18 protein-coding genes and 1 pseudogene are annotated in these 20457 nt (G+C 36.3%); 13 read left to right on the top strand and 6 right to left on the bottom strand.

Translation table 11 applies throughout. The features are described from left to right. Positions 1–276 precede the first annotated feature (276 nt). Positions 277–3840 (top strand): CheR family methyltransferase, encoded by a 3564-nt coding sequence (locus AC0L8O_RS19315; protein WP_473444634.1) that lies wholly within the window; start codon positions 277–279, stop codon positions 3838–3840. Here the strand turns inward: AC0L8O_RS19315 and AC0L8O_RS19310 are convergent. Then, the gene (locus AC0L8O_RS19310) at positions 3837–4466 is read right to left on the bottom strand and encodes a hypothetical protein (RefSeq protein WP_473444632.1); all 630 of its coding nucleotides are present in this window, start codon (positions 4464–4466) and stop codon (positions 3837–3839) included. The two genes, AC0L8O_RS19315 and AC0L8O_RS19310, sit on opposite strands and share 4 nt — an antisense overlap. 669 nt (positions 4467–5135) lie before the next feature. Between AC0L8O_RS19310 and AC0L8O_RS19305 the strand changes: the two genes are divergently transcribed. Next, on the top strand, positions 5136–5714 hold the full coding sequence (locus AC0L8O_RS19305) for a class D sortase (RefSeq protein WP_473444630.1): 579 nt from the start codon (positions 5136–5138) through the stop codon (positions 5712–5714). Between the two features lie 33 nt (positions 5715–5747). Here AC0L8O_RS19305 and AC0L8O_RS19300 read toward each other — a convergent pair. Then, a pseudogene (locus AC0L8O_RS19300) lies at positions 5748–6661 on the bottom strand (RluA family pseudouridine synthase). On the opposite strand from AC0L8O_RS19300, the gene AC0L8O_RS19295 reads away from it, so the two are divergent. Continuing rightward, positions 6579–7301 (top strand): DUF5365 family protein, encoded by a 723-nt coding sequence (locus AC0L8O_RS19295; RefSeq protein ID WP_473444628.1) that lies wholly within the window; start codon positions 6579–6581, stop codon positions 7299–7301. The pseudogene AC0L8O_RS19300 and the gene AC0L8O_RS19295 sit on opposite strands and share 83 nt — an antisense overlap. 37 nt (positions 7302–7338) lie before the next feature. On the opposite strand, the gene AC0L8O_RS19290 is transcribed toward AC0L8O_RS19295, so the two are convergent. Then, positions 7339–7812 carry a thioredoxin family protein gene (locus tag AC0L8O_RS19290; RefSeq protein WP_473444626.1) on the bottom strand — a complete coding sequence of 158 codons (474 nt, stop codon included), beginning with the start codon at positions 7810–7812 and terminating at the stop codon, positions 7339–7341. Position 7813: 1 nt separating this feature from the next. Then, a complete protein-coding gene (locus AC0L8O_RS19285; protein WP_473444624.1) occupies positions 7814–8245 on the bottom strand; it encodes a disulfide oxidoreductase in 432 nt (143 codons plus the stop codon). Between the two features lie 522 nt (positions 8246–8767). On the opposite strand from AC0L8O_RS19285, the gene AC0L8O_RS19280 reads away from it, so the two are divergent. The 7 genes from AC0L8O_RS19280 (at position 8768) to AC0L8O_RS19250 (ending at position 16472) form a co-directional block, all read left to right on the top strand. Continuing rightward, positions 8768–9199: a CBS domain-containing protein gene (locus tag AC0L8O_RS19280; protein ID WP_078435483.1), complete on the top strand. Its 432-nt coding sequence runs from the start codon at positions 8768–8770 to the stop codon at positions 9197–9199. Between the two features lie 331 nt (positions 9200–9530). Beyond that, positions 9531–10190, top strand: a complete 660-nt coding sequence (locus AC0L8O_RS19275; RefSeq protein ID WP_473444622.1) for an HAD family hydrolase — start codon at positions 9531–9533, stop codon at positions 10188–10190. 43 nt (positions 10191–10233) lie between these two features. Continuing rightward, positions 10234–11772 carry a GNAT family N-acetyltransferase gene (locus AC0L8O_RS19270; protein ID WP_473444620.1) on the top strand — a complete coding sequence of 513 codons (1539 nt, stop codon included), beginning with the start codon at positions 10234–10236 and terminating at the stop codon, positions 11770–11772. Positions 11773–12249: 477 nt separating this feature from the next. Further along, positions 12250–13995 (top strand): phospho-sugar mutase, encoded by a 1746-nt coding sequence (locus tag AC0L8O_RS19265; RefSeq protein ID WP_473444618.1) that lies wholly within the window; start codon positions 12250–12252, stop codon positions 13993–13995. A gap of 146 nt (positions 13996–14141) precedes the next feature. Then, positions 14142–15275, top strand: coding sequence for a GAF domain-containing sensor histidine kinase (locus AC0L8O_RS19260; protein WP_473444616.1), 1134 nt, complete (start codon positions 14142–14144; stop codon positions 15273–15275). Next, positions 15276–15926, top strand: a complete 651-nt coding sequence (locus AC0L8O_RS19255; protein ID WP_473444614.1) for a response regulator — start codon at positions 15276–15278, stop codon at positions 15924–15926. Between the two features lie 18 nt (positions 15927–15944). Further along, a complete protein-coding gene (locus tag AC0L8O_RS19250) occupies positions 15945–16472 on the top strand; it encodes an NADPH-dependent FMN reductase (protein WP_473444612.1) in 528 nt (175 codons plus the stop codon). 50 nt (positions 16473–16522) lie between these two features. Here AC0L8O_RS19250 and AC0L8O_RS19245 read toward each other — a convergent pair whose 3' ends face one another. Further along, the gene (locus AC0L8O_RS19245; RefSeq protein WP_078435489.1) at positions 16523–16762 is read right to left on the bottom strand and encodes a YhdB family protein; all 240 of its coding nucleotides are present in this window, start codon (positions 16760–16762) and stop codon (positions 16523–16525) included. Between the two features lie 156 nt (positions 16763–16918). On the opposite strand from AC0L8O_RS19245, the gene AC0L8O_RS19240 reads away from it, so the two are divergent. After that, entirely contained in the window at positions 16919–17905 is a 987-nt protein-coding gene (locus AC0L8O_RS19240) for a M14 family zinc carboxypeptidase (protein WP_473444610.1), read from the top strand. A gap of 75 nt (positions 17906–17980) precedes the next feature. Next, entirely contained in the window at positions 17981–18325 is a 345-nt protein-coding gene (locus tag AC0L8O_RS19235) for a DUF3889 domain-containing protein (protein WP_473444607.1), read from the top strand. A gap of 12 nt (positions 18326–18337) precedes the next feature. Here AC0L8O_RS19235 and AC0L8O_RS19230 read toward each other — a convergent pair whose 3' ends face one another. After that, a complete protein-coding gene (locus AC0L8O_RS19230; protein ID WP_473444605.1) occupies positions 18338–18775 on the bottom strand; it encodes an RrF2 family transcriptional regulator in 438 nt (145 codons plus the stop codon). 324 nt (positions 18776–19099) lie between these two features. Here AC0L8O_RS19230 and hmpA point away from each other — a divergent pair, with 324 nt between their 5' ends. After that, positions 19100–20326 carry an NO-inducible flavohemoprotein gene (gene hmpA / locus AC0L8O_RS19225; protein ID WP_473444603.1) on the top strand — a complete coding sequence of 409 codons (1227 nt, stop codon included), beginning with the start codon at positions 19100–19102 and terminating at the stop codon, positions 20324–20326. Positions 20327–20457 lie beyond the last annotated feature (131 nt).

The following is a 20457-nucleotide window of genomic DNA, read 5'->3' as shown; positions in this document are numbered from 1 at the left end:
AGGAGCGAGTAAGTCGCTCCTTTTTGTCTACTCTTGGAATAGCAATATTGAAAATAATGGTTTTATTTAAGAAATAAGAACTAGTTATTAGTTTTATCTCCAAATGATAACTGATATCATAAAATTATCCCATTATTGTGTTCGCTATAAAATTATTCAGGTGAAATAGATCATCAACTATATGAATCTAAAAGAATTTTTTTCCTTTTTTGCTAACAGGAAATTACTAGCATTTGTCGAATGTTTTTATTGGCAGTGTTTAAGGGAGGATATTAGATGTTACAAGCACAAGACGGGCAAATGGAAATGAATCATACAAAATCTGTATCTGAAGTTCCCTATGTGGTAGGAGTCGGCGCCTCAGCTGGAGGACTGGAAGCAATTCAACAGTTTTTTCAAAATATGAGTCCTTATATTGATGCAGCTTTCGTAGTTGTTCAACACTTATCATCGAAGTACAAAAGTTATATGCCGGAATTACTTGCAAAATCTACCAGTATGAAAATTGTTTTAGCAGAAAAAGGACTGCGGCTTTCGGGGAAAACTGTGTATTTATGTCCGCCAAACCACTACATAACCATTAATAAACAAGGATTTATTCATTTGGAAGAATATAATAATAAACAACCTGTTCACTTTCCCATCGATATCTTTTTATCTTCACTCGCAACTTATGCTGAAACAAAAGCCATCGGTGTTATTTTATCAGGAAAAGGAACAGATGGGACAAAAGGAATTAACGATATACGTGCCAAAAGTGGACTTTGTCTGATTCAAGATGAAACAGCAAAATTTATGGACATGCCTGAAAGTGCAATGAAATCAGGGGCAGGGGATTACATATTGGCTCCAAAAGCAATGCCGGAACGGATTAGTGATTATATCGCAACAAAGCCAATTGATTATACAGATAATGCGTTAAAACAAGTGTTAATGATGATACATAAAAAAAGTGGAATTGATTTTTCCATGTATAAAAAGAATACGGTGTTAAGAAGAATGGAACGCCGTATGAGTCTGATTGAGGAGGAATTACCGTCTCTAGAGGCTTATAAAAACTATTTATTAGAAAACCCTATGGAAATCCGTTATTTACAAGAAGATTTACTCATTGGGGTTACTCACTTTTTTAGAGATACAGAGGCATTCAACTATTTGCAGCAATCTCTTATTCCTAAAATGATAGATGAGAATATACATAGAGGAAGAAATAAAATAAGAATATGGGTAGCAGGCTGTTCATTAGGTCAGGAAGCGTATTCTCTGGCGATTCTCTTTCATGACGAAATTGAAAAGCGAGGATGTAAAATGGAGCTTCAGATATTCGCAACAGATATTGACCGTGATTCGGTGAAATTTGCTAGTCAAGGCTGCTATTCAGAGCAAATTGTTTCAATGATTCCAAAACATCTGCTAGTGAAATACTTTGATAAAGATGGAAGTGATTATCAAGTAAAAAGGGAAATCAGGCATAAAATTGTCTTTGCACCTCATAACATGACAAAGGATTCACCGTTTGTCAATCTAGATATGGTGAGCTGTCGAAATGTCATGATTTACTTTCAAACCGAGCTTCAGCAAAAAGTATTGTCTCTTTTTCATTTTGCATTAAAAGAGAAAGGGTATTTATTTTTAGGACCGAGTGAAACAATCGGCAAGCTATCAACTTTGTTTACTGCAGTTCATCATAAATGGAAGATTTTCAGCAATGAGGTATCAGATAGCCAACATGTCTCTCAAGCATTTCTTACTCCTAAAGAATCACTAAAAGAACAAGGGAAGGACAGAAGAAATTTGGAGCATCTGCGTGAATTAAATCGGTTTCAACACCCGGATGAACTATATGTTTCGTTAATGGATGAAATATTACCTCCATGTATTGTTGTTAATGAGCATAATGAGGTTTTATTAGTTTCCGGGAATGCAGGAGAGTATTTGAATCTGCCAAAAGGGAAAGTGAACTATAATATTTTTAATATGGTTCCTACGAATTTATCAGTGGCAATTGGAACAGCAATTAAAAAGGCAAGAGAGGAACTTAAAGAAATTAAATATAAAAACCTCCTTATTAATCCAAATGAAAATAAACAAGTAGAGCTTATTGTAAAGCCTTTAGAGAGAGCAGGAAAGGGATATGTATCGCTGTTTTTAGAAGCGAATAAGCTGGATTCTTCAACTGAATTTAAAGCGGATTCTATCATATTTGATCATGATTCAGCCTATAACCAAAGAATCTTTGACCTGGAGCAGGAGCTTTTTTATACAAAAAAAAGTCTGCAAACAACGATAGAAGAGCTTGAAACATCGAATGAAGAGCTGCAGTCTACAAATGAAGAATTAATTGCCGCAAATGAGGAATTGCAAAGCACGAATGAAGAAATGCAGTCTGTAAATGAAGAGTTAATAACCGTAAATACCGAGTATGAAAAGAAAATCAAAGAGTTAACCAACTTAAATAATGATATGGACAACCTCCTCATTAATACGAATATCGCCACGATTTTCTTAAATAAAAACCTCGATATTAAGCTCTATACACCTGAAGCTATGAAAATATTTCATCTCATAGAGCGTGATATAGGAAGGCCGATTTATCACATTTCACATCGACTTGATTATGATCTGTTTCTACAGGATATCGAGGAAGTGTTAGTAACAACAAAATCGATCATCAAGGAATTGCCATCAAAGGACGGAAAGTGGTACAGCGTTAAAATTATGCCATATCGAACAAGTGAAAACTTAATCGACGGTATTGTGATTACATTTATTGATATTTCAAATATTAAAAAGGTGAATCGCGAGTTACAATTGAGTATGCAAGCAATTGAGCTTGGGCCTGCATATACGGCATTTACTGATTTTCAAGGAACAATTGAATATGCAAACAGTAAGTTTGCAGAACAGCTTGGCATAGATGTGCACCAAATCATTGGCCGTAAAATAAAGGATATTTATTCTAAATACTATCAAGATAGTGAATTTGAACAGTATTGGAAAAAGGTCCGTGCCGGTGAGACATGGACGGGCGAGTTGTCTTATAAAGGAAAAGACGGGAAGGATAAATGGGAACATTTATCTCTAATACCTGTTGAAAATGAAGAAAACGATGTTGTCCAAATCTTACTTGTTGGTGAGGATATTACAAGCAGAAAAAGTTCAGAACAAATGCTGATTAAATCTGAAATGCTCTCTGGAATTGGTCAGCTGGCTGCAGGAATTGCACATGAAATTCGAAATCCGTTAACTTCTTTACGAGGTTTTCTTCAATTAATGATCCAAACGAATACATATAGTAAGGAATATGCGGAAGTGATGATGACGGAATTTATCAGGCTTGAAGAAATCATCAATGAATTCCTTGTGCTTTCAAGAAAGAAAACAGCTGAATTTAAAGATGTCAATATTAATAAAATTATTCAAGATATATCAAAGATATGGGAAACACAGGCGATCCTTAATAATGTGACAATTGAAACCTCCATTGACCCAATGAATTTTACTGTTAAAGGGATAGAAAATGAACTAAAGCAGGTGTTTATCAATATTGTGAAAAATGGAATAGAGGCAATGGAAGGTCGTACAGGCCAGCTCAAAATTGAAGCAAAGAAACTCGAAGATGATCGAGTACTTCTGCGATTTGAGGATCAAGGAAAAGGCATTCCTAAGGAGCAACTTGAAAAAATGGGTGAACCATTTTTTACAACCAAAGAAAAAGGAACAGGTTTGGGGTTAATGGTAAGCTTTAAAATAATTGAAAGTCATAATGGTAAGCTCATTTTCACAAGTGAACCAGATAAAGGAACGACAGTTGAAATTACGTTACCTTTATCTCATTAATCTAAGCGGTCTAGAAGGGGCAGTAGTGTAATATAAAAATCAATGGAAGAGCGAAGTTCATTTAGTTCATCAATAATAACCTCATAGTGGGCACTTTTCCCACTCTCGATAATATCAGGTCGAAGAAGGCTTAATAAATCTTGAATTTTCTCTAATTTTCCTGGAAGTTGCTTCATGTGGTCGGAAGAACTAATTAAATTATAAAGATCTGAATCTGTTAAAAATGGTTGAAACAATGAAATAATTTCTTTCCTTTGATGCTGCTCCATCCTGTCCTTGTTAGTCACCATCAATTGCTCCCTAAGCAAATGAACTTGGTGGCTGACTTTTTTAAAATTCTCTTTAAGAGGGATACAAACAACATATAAATAATCTTCACGATTTTGGGTTACATATATTTCAAAAAGCTCCAACTCATTTTCTATTGTTATGATAGTTGCTTCAAACTTTTGCTTTTCTTTCGTTGATAAAAAATAATGTACTTTGTTTTTACTATCATCATCAACTATATCAAGGAAATTTTTCCCTTCAGAAAAAAGTGTTATAGAAATAGATGAACGATCTAGTATATTAAGTTCGGCATCGAGAATAAAAACAGGAACGGGAATATTTTCTAGAGCAAACATATTGTTGTCCTCCATAGTTTAAAAAAAGATTATAAGTAAGCAGCTTCATTAGTAATAATTGAAGTCATCTCTGATAAATCCCGAACGGTTTTTGTTCGGTTTGGTAAGATATGTATTCACCTTCAACGCAAAAGACCATCGCTTGTTTCTTTCTCTCACTTTGCTGTTTTTCCTGTTCTAAACGGAATTGCAGCCTTGTTGTCAGCTGTACCTGTTGCCAGATGTTCATCAGCAACACGTATTTCATCTATTTCCAAGTATCCGATGAAATACATGGCATCTCTTAAAACATTTTCATAGATAGTGAGTGTAGGAAAACCTTAAAATAATAGATCTTCAACTAATTGGTTAGAGTTCATCGTATCGCCAAGTAATAACAGTTAAGCAAGCTTTCTGGACAGATCATTCTTAAAAGCTGTTCCCTTTCTTGTTTCATCTCCACTCTATTATACGTATCTATGAAAATAACTGCATCTATCAATAGGACGAAGCTATCCCACTGTTATATTCCCTGAAAAACTCTTAATTAAACGTTTGTTTAACTATATTTTGTGCTAATTTACAAAAAAACAATAAAAAACAAGGACAAATCTAGCAACTTATTCCATATGGGAAAATTCTTCTGTGCTATAATATGTGTAAGAAATTAACAGAAAGCGTGGATGGTTCATGAAGAAGCTTTCCTATTTATTCATTATTGTAGGACTTTGTATTGTAGGCTATGCCGTTTGGGAAATTGTTGATACAAAAATGCAAACATCCAATTCCTTAGCAGAAGCTCAAGCGATTGTTACATCACCGCCGGATAAGGAAGTCTATAAAGAAGAGGACGGTACATTTAAACCGCCAATTGGTGAAGCTGTTGGTATTTTACATATACCAAGATTAGAGGCGGACCTCCCAATTGTGGAAGGAACCGATCCTGATGATCTTGAAAAAGGTGTTGGTCACTATAAAGGCAGCTATTACCCTGACGAAAATGGACAAATCGTCTTATCCGGTCATAGAGATACGGTGTTTCGTAAGGCAGGGGAGCTGGAACTTGGTGATTCGTTAGAAATCAAACTGCCATATGGAGATTTTGAATATGAAATCATTGATACGAAGATCGTAGAAGCTGACGATCGTAGTATTATTACCCTCCAAAATGAGAAGGAAGAACTTATCTTAACAACATGCTATCCTTTTAGTTATGTAGGAAATGCGCCACAAAGGTATATTATTTATGCGAAAAAGAAAAGTATATAAATTTCTGACACTAAAACAAACAATCCAGCTTTCTTAAAAACTGGATTGTTTGCTTTTTATTATCGAGAGGATATCTGCCGGTATGCTGGCTTCGACTTCAATTTTTTCTTGTGTTAGAGGGTGTAAAAGAGTAATCTTCTTTGCGTGTAATGCCTGCCTTTTGATAAGGTCCTTGCTTCCGCCGTATAAAGTATCACCGATAATAGGGTGGTTCATGGAACTTAAGTGAACACGAATTTGGTGTGTTCGTCCTGTGTCTAATTGTACGGACAAAAGCGACAGATTTGTTTTGGGATCAAATGTTTCAACATTGTAATGAGTAATGGCTTTTTGACCATTTGGCGAAACTCTTCTTCGTGTTGCATGATGCCGATCCCGTCCGATTGGCTTATCAATCGTTCCATTTGTTTTGGGGAGTTTACCTTTTACAATCGCAAGATATGTTCTTTTGATTTTTTTCACTTGTAAATCCTGATCTAAAATGGTTTGAGCCAGATCATGCTTTGCAAATATGATGGCACCGGAAGTATCACGATCAAGGCGGTGAATATGTCGTACACGAATTTGCAACCCGTTAAGCTGGTAATAAAAAGCAATCGCATTTGCCAGTGTTCCTGTTTGGTTTGGTTCGTTCGGATGTGTATCCATTCCTGCGGGTTTATTCACAATGATTAAATGGTCATCTTCGTAAAGGATGTCTATGGAGACATTTTCAGGTAATACCCCATATTCTTCTTTTTTAAATAAATGAAGATATAGCCGATCATTTTGTTCCAATTTATGGTTAACATCTGCTTTGTTTTGATTTTTTTGAAAGCTGCAGATTGATTCCATCTTTGGATAAGTGCTTTAGAGGCGCCGAGTTTGTTGGACAAAACGGAAAAAACAGTCGCATTCGCCCAATCCTTTGGAATCGTTATCTCAAGCCATTCACCTACACGTTTCAATGGTCTATCATTCCTTGCTATATGTATATTTTGGCAACTGTATTCTACATTATCGTTTTTAATAATAATAGTGAAGAGAAATGGAACGAACAAATTAAAAACAGCCATATTAAAACAGTATACAAAACATCGAATGGATGTACAATCTAGTTCCGGTAACACTTTCCTCTGCAATCTTGAAATGTCCTGTGTTATGCTTAATGCAGTGAAACAGATGAAAGAGAAAGGTGATAAAATGAAGGTTGTTGTGGCATCGACAAACGAACAGGAACATCATATTTCTGAGTTAGTTGATCAATTGTACACAGAGATATTTCCGAAATTTTTCCCGGATGAAAAAATTGTAGAATTAAAGAAACTGAACGTGCTTCAGCCACAGGCTTCTGACCAAATCTATAATGCAACATTGAAGGATGCATTTCAAATAATCTCTAGTCTCCAAGCTTTAATTGCTGTACTCGATTTATTACATGAGAACAAACATGAAAATGAGTATAAAGAAATGTTTGAGCGTAATACCCAAAACTTAAATGATTACGGTTATTTCTTTCCTCTAACATTTTCCGATTTTAAAGAAGCTGATTGTCAAAAAGGGCAATTTAGTCAGTTTATCAGACCGGCTAATCAATATATGATCTAAGTAAAACGGACAGTTCATCATGAACTGTCCTCTTTGTTTATTCAGCTTTCCATTCATTTAGTAAAGTACGGAGTGCTTCTTCGTCCGTATTGCCGCCTTCTGCACGTGCAACTTCTTTTCCGTCTTGGAAATGAACAAGGGTTGGTGTACCAGTGATGCCATATTGATCCCAGGCATCTTCATATTCATATAAATTAAATTGATCAATTTCGACACCTAGTTCCTCTGCAACAGGCATTAAAACAGGTGTTGTTACCTTGCAATGGTCACATGTCGGGCTGAAGAAATATACGATTGCATCTTCTTTGTTATCAAGCTTTGATTCGAGTTCATCAGGAAGAATGATGTTTTGGTAATTAGGATCGTCAAGCTGATCAATTGTAGCTGGTTTAAGATCACTTTTACCATATACATTTCCTTCCGCTTGCTGGTTGTTTTGGTAAGATGTTACAAAGGCTAGTCCACCAAATAGGATAAGAATAATGGCTCCGAAAATGAGTAGTTTTTTCATCTTACTTACCTGCTTTCTTTAAAATTAAAAGACTTGTGATAAAAACAATTGAAAATCCGATTAACGCTAAAAATGGAATCGTGATAAATCCTAACCAATTTATGTATTCCCCTGTACATGGTACAATTCCGCAGGAGACGGAATTTTCTCCTAAGAAATCAATCTTTTGCACACCATAATGATAAATGGAAATACATCCACCAATGGCAGATAGAATTAGTGTATAAAAGGCAATTTTATAGTCCTTTTTAAAGACACCAATTCCCAAGATGATGACAAGAGGATACATAAAGATCCGTTGATACCAGCAGAGGTCACAAGGTGTATATTGAAGAAATTCCGAAAAATAAAGACTTCCTAATGTGGAGATAAATGCCGCAACCCAACCGGTTGAAAGTAAATTCTCCAGTGTTTTTTCATTTGAACTTGACATAACATCCCTCATTTATCTTTGTAGATACTTCTAAATTATAATCGCAAGCGTTTTTCCTTGTAAAAGAATACATATTAAAATTCATATATTTTTGAACATTTTTTGAAAATTGGAAATTTCTTGGTGGCTATTTTGAGAATGACTGTTTTCTCAAACTGTCTGAGAAATGTCCGTTCCATTAAGCTCTAGACACAAGATTCGCCGGGGAAGAGCTGAGCCTCCTCAGTTTCGCCTGCGGGGTCTCAGCCTTTCCTCTACTTCCCGCAGGAGTCAAGTGTCCTCCGCTCCATTACACTCTCTCATTTTAAACTAGTTTTAAGCACAATAATTAATTTGGAAAAAGTATAAGGGTTCTTAATAAAATCATAAATAAAGACCTTAATTAACCATCACAACACTTACGAGTATTTATGGTATTAAACTTTCCTTTATTTTTATAACGACAACGTTCAGCTATCCCCAAAAAATTTTTCTAATTATAAAGGAACGTTCCCTTTCTCATACTATATTTGAAAGGGGAGGATGATTCTGAATACAATTCAAGAATGCATGACAACAAGTGTAGCAACTGTTTCTTCTTCACAATCGATTAAAGAAGCAGCTGAGATGATGAGTCAAAATAATGTTGGGTCCATTCCAGTTGTTGATAATGGTCAATTAAGAGGGATTATTACGGACCGTGATATCACACTTCGTTCAACAGCAGAAGGACTTGATAGCAACATACCTGTCTCACAAGTGATGACTACAAACCTTGTTTCAGGACATACAAATATGTCTGCTGCTGAAGCTGCAAAAGTAATGGCGCAGCATCAAATTCGTCGTTTGCCAATTGTTGAGAACAACCAATTGGTAGGAATTGTAGCACTAGGTGATTTAGCTGTAAATCAAATGTCTGACGAAGCAGCAGGACATGCGTTAACGAACATTTCAGAACAAACGAAAACACATTAATCATCCTTGGAGGTTTGACACTTTAGTCAAACCTCTTTTCTTATTGTTCATATACTGAGAAGAAGAGCGGTGACATCCAGCTCCGAAGCACAGGATGTGCAAGTGCAGTTTTTGCGACAGGACGCCGCGTTCTTAAACTGCCAGCGCCGAGCCCCTCTAGGGTCTAGCCACAAATGAATTGAAGACAAAGAACGTCTTCTATTCATTTGCGTCTTATTTGCCCGAGGCTGATCAAGGCACTTGCCCTTTTGTACATAAATTTGAAATATAAACAAAGTTCCTTTATATATTATACATAGAAGGACACTTTTTTAGGGGAGTTGTATGATACATGATAAAAGCGGTTATTTTTGATTTTGACGGATTAATCCTTGATACAGAAACACATGAATATGAGGTGTTATGTGAAATATTTCGTGAGCATGAATGTGAATTGCCATTAGAAGTTTGGGGAAAATTGATTGGAACAAAGTCAGATTTTAATCCTTATACATACTTGGAGGAACAAACTAAAAGAAAATTAGACCATGCTGAACTTAAGGTAGTTGAGAAGGATCGTTTTAACAAAAGAATACAGGTAGAAAAGGCAAGACCTGGAGTGATTGAATATTTAGATGCTGCTAAAGAACTCGGTTTAAAAGTAGGGTTAGCCTCAAGTTCTAATTATGAATGGGTTTCCTCTCATTTAAGTAGACTAAACTTATTAGACCGTTTTGAATGCATTCGAACTTCCGATTATGTTGAACATGTGAAACCGGATCCTGCCCTCTATTTGGAGGCAGCTAAATGCTTAGGTGTGAAGCCTGAGGAATGTATTGCTTTTGAAGATTCAGCAAATGGTGCCCTAGCTGCGAAAAGAGCAGGGATGAAATGTGTTACTGTGCCTAATACAGTGACAAAAGATCTTGAGTTTTGTGAAGTCGATCATCGCGTTGAATCAATGGCACAAATGGAGCTTAAGGAATTACTGATGTTTCTGGATAAGGGATAAAGGGTATATAAATGTATTAATTATTGTTCAAAGGAGAACCACTATGTCTGAGAAACTTGATTTAACAAAATTTGAGAAAAAAATGATCATACGCAATATCCTGGAAACTGATATTGATGCCATTATTGAACTTCAAGAAAAATGTTTTCCGGGGATGGAACCATGGAAAAGAGAGCATTTGGAAAGTCATCTTGATCATTTTCCCGAAGGTCAATTTTGTGCTGAGTTTGAAGGGATTATCATCGGTTCATGCTCAAGTCTTTTAGTGAATTTTGACGAGTATGATGATCGACATACATGGGATGATATTACCGATAATGGATATATTACGAATCATGATCCTGATGGTTATAATATGTATGGAATCGAAGTCATGGTTCATCCTGATTATCGCCGAATGAAAATTGGCCACCGTCTATATGAAGCAAGAAAGGACTTAGCCAGAAGGCTAAATTTAAAAAGTATTATTATCGGAGGAAGAATCCCGAATTATTATAAATATGCTGATGAACTGACGGCAAGAGAATATGTTCAGCAGGTTACATTACATAAAATTTATGACCCTGTTTTATCGTTTCAGCTTTTAAATGAATTTACCCTTATGAGGATTAATCCAAACTATTTATCTGATGATGTTGCTTCAAATAAATACGCAACATTGATGGAATGGAATAATGTTGATTATCAGCCGAACACGAAACGTTTTTACAAAACATCCAATCCTGTTCGCATTTGTGTTGTTCAGTATATGATGAAGCAAATTCGTTCATTTGAAGAATTTGCAAAACAAGTAGAGTATTATACAAATGTAGCTTCAGATGCAGGCTCAGACTTTGCTGTTTTCCCTGAAATCTTTACAACACAGCTCATGTCATTTTTAGATGAAAAAGTTCCAAGCTTGGCTATTCAACGTTTAACTGAATTTACAGAAGAATATATTGAATTATTTACTGAACTGGCAGTCAAGTATAATGTGAACATAATTGGTGGCTCACATGTCGTAGAAGAAGAAGGGCGGATTTATAATATTGCTTACCTTTTTAGAAGGGACGGAACAATTGAGAAGCAATATAAGCTCCACATTACACCGAATGAAAGAAAATGGTGGGGAATCAGCCGCGGTGACCAAGTGAAGGTGTTTAATACAGACTGTGGAAAAATCGCCATCCAAATTTGTTATGATATTGAATTTCCTGAGCTGGCGCGAATTGCTACAGACAAAGGAGCAAAAATTATCTTTACTCCTTTCTGTACAGAAGACCGCCAAGGATATTTACGTGTACGCTACTGTGCCCAGGCACGTGCTGTGGAAAATCAAATTTACACCGTTATCGCTGGAACTGTTGGAAATCTTCCGCAAACGAAAAATATGGACATTCAATATGCTCAATCTGCCATCTTTGCACCATCAGATTTTGAATTTGCCAGAGACGGAGTCGTGGGAGAATGTGATCCAAATATCGAAATGGTCATCATCGGTGACGTCGATCTCGAAATCCTAAGACGCCAACGCCAATCAGGTACTGTGAATCAATTGAAAGACCGCAGGAAAGATATTTATTCGATACAATATAAAAAATAATATGTAAAGCCAACTCAAAGATTATGATATAGAGTTGGCTTTTTTAGGGGTGTATTTTTAGATGTTAAACCCAAGATCAGGTTCATGTCATTGTGCTTTATAAGCAGTCTTATAACCTTTCTTTGCACTTTGGTAAAAGGAATATTATTATTTTTTTTTCAAAGTTCTATAAAAAGACTAATTTGGTTGATTGAAGCGAGCATCCTGGAGCTTCAAACAACCATACCTATAGACTTATTACATAGCAACTAAGTAAAAAAATGGGGAACCTCAAAAATTTTGTCGAAAAACAAATATAGTAATAAAGCAAATCCACCAGCTATATACACATTACTTTATTCCGATAATTGTTCTAAAATAACGTCTCCCTAACAACCTAAGCAAATGCGCGGAATTTGTAGAAATTCAATTATGTGGAATGTTCTATAATATGCTAAAATTAAGATGAAATTTTAGTAAAACTCCTAGGAGGTAAAAATGGGCTGGGAACAAAGCTATCAACGTTGGAATCAAAAACAAGATTTAGATCAAGAACTACGAACTCTATTAACAAACTTAGAAGGAAATGAAAAGGCTTTAGAAGATTGCTTCTATAAAGAACTAGAGTTTGGAACAGGTGGGATGCGTGGTGAAATCGGACCGGGTACCAACCGTATGAACATATATACAATCCGTAAAGCTTCTGAAGGTTTAGCAACATACATAAATTCTTTTGGTGATGAAGCCAAAAAACGCGGAGTCGCGATTGCGTATGATTCCCGTCATAAATCACCTGAATTTGCGATGGAAGCAGCAAAAACATTAGCTTCACATGGCATTCAAACATATGTATTTGAAGAATTACGTCCGACTCCTGAATTATCATTTGCTGTAAGACACTTACATGCATTTTCAGGAATCGTGATAACAGCCAGCCACAATCCACCTGAATATAATGGATATAAAGTGTATGGCGAAGATGGCGGACAATTACCCCCAGCTGCAGCAGATACTGTGATCTCTTATGTAAATCAGGTTGAAGATGAACTGGAAATAGAGGTTAAAGACGAGAGTGAATTAAAGTCTCAAGGTTTAATCAATATGATCAGTGAAGAAATTGACCAGGCTTATACAGAAAAGCTAACAACCATTTCAGTGAATCCTTCATTATCACAAGAAGTCGATCTGAAGGTTGTATTCACGCCGCTACACGGTACTGCAAATAAACCGGTTCGTCGCGGTTTAGAAGCATTAGGTTATAAAAATGTAACAGTTGTAAAAGAACAAGAGCTGCCTGATCCAAACTTCTCAACTGTTAAATCTCCAAACCCCGAGGAACATGATGCATTCACTCTAGCAATCCGTGATGGAAAAGAGATCGATGCGGATGTCCTGATTGGAACAGATCCAGATGCAGACAGACTTGGCGTGGCGGTTAAAAATAATGATGGGGAATACGTTGTTTTAACTGGTAACCAAACAGGTGCATTACTCCTGAATTATCTATTGTCAGAGAAAAAGGAACAAGGAACACTTCCTGAAAATGGAGTCGTCCTAAAAACAATCGTTACATCAGAAATCGGCAGAGAGATCGCAAAGTCATATGGTCTTGATACAATTGATACACTAACAGGATTCAAATTTATTGGTGAAAAAATCAATGAATATGAACGTACAGGACAATATCAATTCCAGTTTGGATATGAAGAAAGCTATGGCTACCTCATTGGTGATTTTGCTCGTGATAAAGATGCTGTACAAGCAGCGTTATTATCAGTTGAAGTAGCGGCTTATTATAAAAAGAAAGGTCTTACCTTGTACCAAGGCTTACTTGAAATCTTTAAAGAGTACGGCTACTACAAAGAAGGACTTCAGTCTCTTACGTTAAAAGGAAAAGAAGGTGCAGAGCAAATTCAAAGCATTCTGCAGTCATTTAGATCAAATCCTCCTACTGATGTTGCAGGCAAGAAAATTGTAGCAATTGAGGATTATAAAAGTAGTGAACGTCAAGATGTTGCGGCAGGTACAAAGGCGAAAATCGATCTACCTGGTTCAAACGTGTTGAAATACATCTTAGAGGATAATTCATGGTTTTGTGTAAGACCATCCGGAACTGAACCAAAAGCGAAGTTCTATTTTGGAGTGAAAAGTGACACACTTGAACAAAGTGATCAAGACTTATCAACTCTGGAAGCTGGAGTTATGGAAATCGTAAATGAATTAATCACAGCATTATCGAAGTAATACCAAAAAGCGGACAAGCTCATAATTGTCCGCTTTTTGTTTTCAAAAATACTCCAAAAGTCGTATAGAAATTAAGTCAGAAAGAGAAGGTCGTAAAAAGGGAGTTGTTGATATAATAAAGATAAGAAGACTAGGGAGAAAAGCAAATGACTGGAACTGATAAACGGATACAAGACTTAAATACGCTCAAAATCATTGCAGAAAAGTTAAATGAAGCGACGGATATTAAAGATATGTTAAATGATGTGTTAAAGGAACTCCTGCATGTAACAGATCTTTCAACAGGGTGGATTTTTTTAATCGATGAAAAAGGTCATTATAAGTTAGCAGCTGATCATGATTTGCCAACAGGGTTAACATGGAAACAAAAGAAGCCAATGTGTGAGGGCGGCTGTTGGTGTGTGGATAGATATCAGGCTGGACGATTAAACAAGGCGATTAACATTATTTCATGTAAGCGAATAGAAGAGGCGATCGAACATAATTGGGGAGAGACGAACGGAATTACCCATCATGCAACAGTCCCTCTGAGAGCTGGAAAAGAAAACTTCGGACTGCTTAATGTTGCGTCACCAAATAAGAAGCATTTTTCAGAAGAGGAACTTGCCTTATTAGAGTCTGTTGCTTTTCAAATTGGAACAGCTATAAAACGAATACAATTAGTCGAGAAGGAAAGAGCTCATGCATTGGTCAAAGAAAGAAACAGACTTGCACAGGATCTGCATGATTCAGTTAATCAGCTGTTGTTTTCCATTATGTTAACAGCCAGAGGAACGAAGGAAATGACAAATCAGGCAGATGTGAAAGAGATGCTGACATATATGCAGGAACTGTCCCAGGAAGCATTGAACGAGATGAAGGGTCTGATATGGCAGCTTCGACCACAAGGGCTGGAAGATGGGATTGCAACAGCACTTATTCATTATGGAAATGTGCTCGGATTAAACATATCTTGTGATATAGAAGGTATTTGTACATTGCCTCAATATATTGAAGAAGAGCTGTGGCGTATTGGTCAGGAGGCGTTAAATAATTGCAAAAAGCATGCTGAAACAACTGTGGTGAATGTCGCCCTTTCAAAAAAAGATGTATATGTAAAAATGATGATAGAGGATCATGGAAGAGGCTTTCATTATGATGAAAATGTTGCTATTCCTTCTTTAGGGCTAAAAGGAATGAAAGAAAGAGTAGAACGTTTGAACGGGAATTTTAAGTTGGTAAGTTTGCCGGGTAAAGGGACAAAGATTGAAGTTGAGATTCCATTAAGTAAAGGGGGATAAATGATGTCCAAAATTAAAGTGTTAATTGCAGATGATCACCATGTTGTGCGGAGAGGGTTGCTTTTCTTTCTAAAAACCCAGAAGGATATAGACATTATCGGAGAAGCAACAAACGGGAAAGAAGCTGTAAAGCTGGTTTCAGAACTAAATCCGGATGTTGTTTTAATGGACTTATCAATGCCTGAAATGGATGGAGTGATGGCTACTAAAATTATTAGGGAAACAAACACAACAGTTAAAATCATCATACTAACAAGCTATGGTGATCAAGATCATGTCATCCCTGCATTACGTGCGGGTGCTTCCGGATACCAATTGAAGGATATTGAACCAGATGATCTTGTTCAAACCATAAGAGACGTGTTACAAGGACAGAGTAAACTTCATCCGAAGGTCACTTCACATGTTATGGCTCACTTGTCTACACCGGTGATTCAGCCCCAAACAAAACTAGACGACTTAACGAAGCGGGAAAAGGAAGTGTTAAACGAGCTGGCGAAAGGGAAAAGCAATAAAGAGATTGCAAGTGCGTTATATATCACAGAAAAAACGGTTAAGACACATATATCAAATATCCTTTCCAAATTACAGCTGTCAGATCGCACACAAGCAGCTATATATGCGGTGAAAAATGGATATGTAGAATCTTAAAAATAAAGGAGAATGAAAATGAAATTATTGATTATCAATGGGGGCCCAAGAAAATCAGGGAGAACAAAAATAGCCGCCACATACATGGCAAAGGTCTATAAGGCGGAACATTTTGATTTAAGTGAAAAGGAATTCCCACTTTATAATGGAGAAGAAGCAGCTTCACAACATCGACATGTTCAAGAATTAAGAAAATTGGTTGTAGAGGCAGATGCTATTGTTTTATTATCTCCTGAGTATCATAATGCAATGAGCGGTGCCCTTAAAAACGCATTAGACTTTTTAAGCAGTGAGCATTTTTCTCATAAGCCTGTTGCACTTGTAGCTGTTGCGGGTGGAGGAAAAGGTGGAATTAATGCGTTAAATAACATGAGAACGGTGATGCGGGGATTGTATGCCCACTCGATTCCGAAACAAGTTGTACTTGATCCAAATTGTTTTGACTATGAACGGAAAGAATTACAATCGGAATCTGCATTGCTCATTGAACAATTAGTAAAAGAATTAGCTGTTTATACAGAAGCGCTTCAAAATATTCATCAATAAAGACTGACTAAGGGTAGGTGTGTGTATACTATCCTAAGTCAGTCTTTTTCTTAATGTAAAGCCTCAATAGCAAATGGTTCTTCCTCCACTGCGTGGTCGATATATCGCAAAAGGGAATACAGTTGTTTTTCAACCTCTTTATAGTCATGTTCGAAATTATAGGCATGTAAGAAATGTTCTATTTTCTTTGATAAAAAATCATCTTTCGTTCGAACCATTAAAATGAGTAAGTTATCCCACTGTGAACGATGTGTGTAATACAATGCTTTGTCATAATCAACATTGTTCATAATCTTCCCTCCCTTAAGGAGATATGATTATTGTATGTGATTTATGTTTTTTGTTACTGTGAAAATCTTGGTGTCGTTGCTATAAAAGGAATGGTAGTCATTACCCACATAAAACACTTCAGAGATGGTAACCTAAAATCAAAAAAGGATGAAAAAATGAAGAATTGTTTAATCTTAATTCTCATATTCTTATTAGCGTTAGGACAAAGTGTACAAGCGAAGGATATCGAGCAACAGATGTATACATATCAACTCATGAAAAAAGATCTTCTTTCGATTGCAAAAGAGTATGACCTGGAAGTAAGAAGGTTTGGTAAGTCAGAATTTGGACGAGATCTTCTTGCGGTGAAAATCGGTCATGGAGAGAATACCGTTTTTATTACAGGAAGTCACCACGGACGCGAATGGCTGTCAACACACATCATGATGGAAATGATCAAGCAATACGCGGAGGCTTATAAACATTCCCGTCCATTTTCAGGGCATTCTCCTGAGATCTTAGATGATGTTGCGATTTGGTTTATCCCGATGGTGAATCCTGACGGTGTGACGATTCAACAAAATGGGGTTAGCTCATTTCCCTATCTGTTTCAAGAGGTCTATATCGATATGAATGAAGGAAATGCAGATTTTTCCCGTTGGAAAGCAAATGGTTTAGGAGTGGATTTAAATAGACAGTATCCAGCCGGATGGGACAATATTGAAGGAGATACGGCATATGCATCCTACTCACATTTTAAAGGCGATAAGCCTCTGGAATCAAAGGAAACGAAAGCTTTAACACATTTTACAAAGCAAATAAAGCCTCTTACAGCAGCGGCCTATCATACCTCTGGTCGAGAGCTGTATTGGTATTATTTTAATTCTTTTCACCATCTTCAGCGTGACTACTCGCTTATTGAAAAAATCTCAGAGAAAACACGCTATGAAATCTCCTATCCGCCCTTTGATGCTATAGGCGGGGGATACACAGACTGGTTTATTCAAGCATATGAACGACCGGCTGTAACGATTGAACTTAGTTATCTTGTTGAGGATACAAACCCTCCATTGTCCGTGTTTGACGAGGAGTGGAAACGGAATAAAGAAATTGGATTCATTCTCTGTGAATATGCAAAGAAAGAGCTGCTGGTAGAAAAATAAATTATTTCTTTAGAGAATATGGACAAAATGTCGGGGCAGATTAATTGATAGAAAGCCGTAATGGAGGTCTGTCTTATGAAAACATTATCAAAAGTTTTTTTTGTGTTCATTGCTCTCTCAATTATTTTTACTGCAGGATTAAAAGCTTACGGGGAACAAAATGTACAGGAAGTGGATTACAAAAAATGGAGCCGTATTGCTTTATCATCTGCAAAAGAAAAATATCCTGACGCTGAGTTTGTTGATTATAAGTATGATGGAAGAGAAGCTGTAAATGAAGAAGAGTCAAAAGATGTTTTTCATGTGAAGGGAAAGCAAAACAATAAACCGTTTATTGTAAAGGTTGATGTTGTATTTAACCCGAAAACAGGACAATTGATTACCGTGAATGTTTCCGAAATGAGAGAAGGCAACCTGTGAGGTCGCCTTTTTTTATTTAGATAAAAAATAGGAGAGTAGAGCAGATTGATTCCTTGCTACGTCAGCTAAAGTATATTGATCAAGGACTTCCAGATATGCTTGTAATGCTTTGTTTAATACATGTTTTAAGCCACATGCAGGAGAGATAATGCATTGATTGTTGTCTTGATCAAAACACTCGACAAGATGAAAATCTTCCTCAGTTTTTCGAACAATATCTCCGATATTAATTTCCTCTGGAGGCATGGCTAACCGAATTCCGCCATTCCTGCCGCGGATTGTTTCGATGACATTCATTTTTCCGAGCTCATATGTGACCTTCATTAAGTGATTTTTTGAAATATTATAAACTTCTGCAATTTCTTTTATATTTGAAAGATCTTCTTTAGGTTTTGTAGCAAGATATACCAAGACTCTTAACGAGTAGTCTGTATAAAGGGTTAGTCGCATAAAACATACCTCACATTAATTTTTAGAAAGATTTAGTCGGACTGAAATGGATTTTTTGGTCATGATATTACTTCATAATTAGTATAGCGTATGGTTGATTGAAGCTCCAGGATGCTCACTTCAATCAACCAAAACAGTTTTCATAATAGAACCTATGTTTAAAAGTAACTTTAGACCTATCTTACCATAGGGTGTGTACGTTTTAGATATTATTGTAGGAAAATGTGACAGCTTTTTTAAAGATGTATTTTATATATTGCTTTTAAATCATGGTTTATCTATGATAAAGATGTATTCAAAATACTTCTTTAGGAGTTGGAATAGATGTTATCTAATAAAACAATTGAAATTGTGAAATCAACAGCACCAATCTTAGCTGAGCGTGGAGTGGAAATAACATCTTATTTTTACAAAAGCCTGTTTGAAGCACACCCTGCATTATTAAATATTTTTAATCATGCCAATCAAAAACAAGGTCGTCAGCAAACTGCTTTAGCTAATACGGTTTATGCAGCAGCAACATATATTGATCAACTAGAAGTATTATTACCAGCGGTTAAACAAATAGCTCACAAGCATAGAAGTTTAAATGTAAAAAAAGAACATTATCCAATTGTAGGAGAATTCCTATTAAAAGCGATTAAAGATGTATTAGGAGATGCAGCAACACCTGACATTATTGAAGCTTGGGGAGAAGCATATGGAGTGATCGCCCAAGTCTTTATCGATGTTGAGGAAGAAATGTATAACAAAGCCAAGAATGAGGCTTGGGAAGAATTCAAGGCATTCAAGGTTGTTAAAAAGGAACAAGAAAGCTCTGTTATTACATCGTTCTATCTTGAAGCTTCTGATGGTAAGCCAGCTCCAAATTTTCAAGCAGGTCAGTATATTACGATAAGATTATCTATTCCAGGTGAAGAGTATTTACTTAATCGTCAATACAGTCTTTCTGACTCTCCTGGGAAACAAACATTACGAATTTCCGTTAAGAAAGAAACAGGAGAAAACATAGATCAACATGGTAAAGTATCAAACTATCTTCATGATTCAGTCAATGTTGGTGATGAAGTAGAAATTACTGCTCCTGCAGGTGACTTTGTTCTAGATAGATCAGCAAATTCTCCGCTTTATCTCATTAGTGGTGGTGTCGGCATTACACCGATGCTTAGTATGCTAAAAACAGTTGGAGATAACCAGCCAAGTCGAATGGTAACATTTATCCAGGCAGCAAATGATGGAAATGTACAAGCCTTTGGACATGAAGTTAGTGAAACGGTTCAATCAATGCCAAATGCAAAGAAATATGTCATCCTCCAACAGCCAACTGCATCTGATCGTGAGGAAAATAAATTTGATTTTGAAGGATACTTAGATTTACAAAAGCTTGAACAGATTGTGATAGAAAAGGATGCAACATTTTATGTATGTGGTCCAGCACCATTTATGGGAAGTGTAATCGAAAACCTTCAAAGACTTGGTGTGAAATCAGAGAATATTAATTATGAATTTTTTGGTCCTGCAATTGATTTGAAGCAGTATCAGGAAGCGTAAAGTTAATTTTGAAGCGAGCCACTCACTTTAGGAAACGTATTCCTTACAGTTAGTGGTTTTTTGTATTTATAGGGCTTTATGGTTCAGAGTAAATTTTTCCTGAAAGGGTATAGATAAACTTATCAACTAGT

The organism is Metabacillus sp. KJ11-3 (assembly GCF_055808295.1).
Note: the sequence above shows the minus strand (reverse complement) of the source record. Positions and strands in the feature narration are given on the sequence as shown.

What these genes read in the sequence shown, in the direction of transcription:
- AC0L8O_RS19315 (WP_473444634.1), top strand. Translation starts at nt 277, where the DNA reads ATGTTACAAGCACAAGACGGGCAAATGGAAATGAATCATACAAAATCT.
- AC0L8O_RS19310 (WP_473444632.1), bottom strand. Translation starts at nt 4,466, where the DNA reads ATGTTTGCTCTAGAAAATATTCCCGTTCCTGTTTTTATTCTCGATGCC.
- AC0L8O_RS19305 (WP_473444630.1), top strand. Translation starts at nt 5,136, where the DNA reads ATGAAGAAGCTTTCCTATTTATTCATTATTGTAGGACTTTGTATTGTA.
- AC0L8O_RS19290 (WP_473444626.1), bottom strand. Translation starts at nt 7,812, where the DNA reads ATGAAAAAACTACTCATTTTCGGAGCCATTATTCTTATCCTATTTGGT.
- AC0L8O_RS19285 (WP_473444624.1), bottom strand. Translation starts at nt 8,245, where the DNA reads ATGTCAAGTTCAAATGAAAAAACACTGGAGAATTTACTTTCAACCGGT.
- AC0L8O_RS19280 (WP_078435483.1), top strand. Translation starts at nt 8,768, where the DNA reads ATGATTCTGAATACAATTCAAGAATGCATGACAACAAGTGTAGCAACT.
- AC0L8O_RS19275 (WP_473444622.1), top strand. Translation starts at nt 9,531, where the DNA reads ATGATAAAAGCGGTTATTTTTGATTTTGACGGATTAATCCTTGATACA.
- AC0L8O_RS19270 (WP_473444620.1), top strand. Translation starts at nt 10,234, where the DNA reads ATGTCTGAGAAACTTGATTTAACAAAATTTGAGAAAAAAATGATCATA.
- AC0L8O_RS19265 (WP_473444618.1), top strand. Translation starts at nt 12,250, where the DNA reads ATGGGCTGGGAACAAAGCTATCAACGTTGGAATCAAAAACAAGATTTA.
- AC0L8O_RS19260 (WP_473444616.1), top strand. Translation starts at nt 14,142, where the DNA reads ATGACTGGAACTGATAAACGGATACAAGACTTAAATACGCTCAAAATC.
- AC0L8O_RS19255 (WP_473444614.1), top strand. Translation starts at nt 15,276, where the DNA reads ATGATGTCCAAAATTAAAGTGTTAATTGCAGATGATCACCATGTTGTG.
- AC0L8O_RS19250 (WP_473444612.1), top strand. Translation starts at nt 15,945, where the DNA reads ATGAAATTATTGATTATCAATGGGGGCCCAAGAAAATCAGGGAGAACA.
- AC0L8O_RS19245 (WP_078435489.1), bottom strand. Translation starts at nt 16,762, where the DNA reads ATGAACAATGTTGATTATGACAAAGCATTGTATTACACACATCGTTCA.
- AC0L8O_RS19240 (WP_473444610.1), top strand. Translation starts at nt 16,919, where the DNA reads ATGAAGAATTGTTTAATCTTAATTCTCATATTCTTATTAGCGTTAGGA.
- AC0L8O_RS19235 (WP_473444607.1), top strand. Translation starts at nt 17,981, where the DNA reads ATGAAAACATTATCAAAAGTTTTTTTTGTGTTCATTGCTCTCTCAATT.
- AC0L8O_RS19230 (WP_473444605.1), bottom strand. Translation starts at nt 18,775, where the DNA reads ATGCGACTAACCCTTTATACAGACTACTCGTTAAGAGTCTTGGTATAT.
- hmpA (WP_473444603.1), top strand. Translation starts at nt 19,100, where the DNA reads ATGTTATCTAATAAAACAATTGAAATTGTGAAATCAACAGCACCAATC.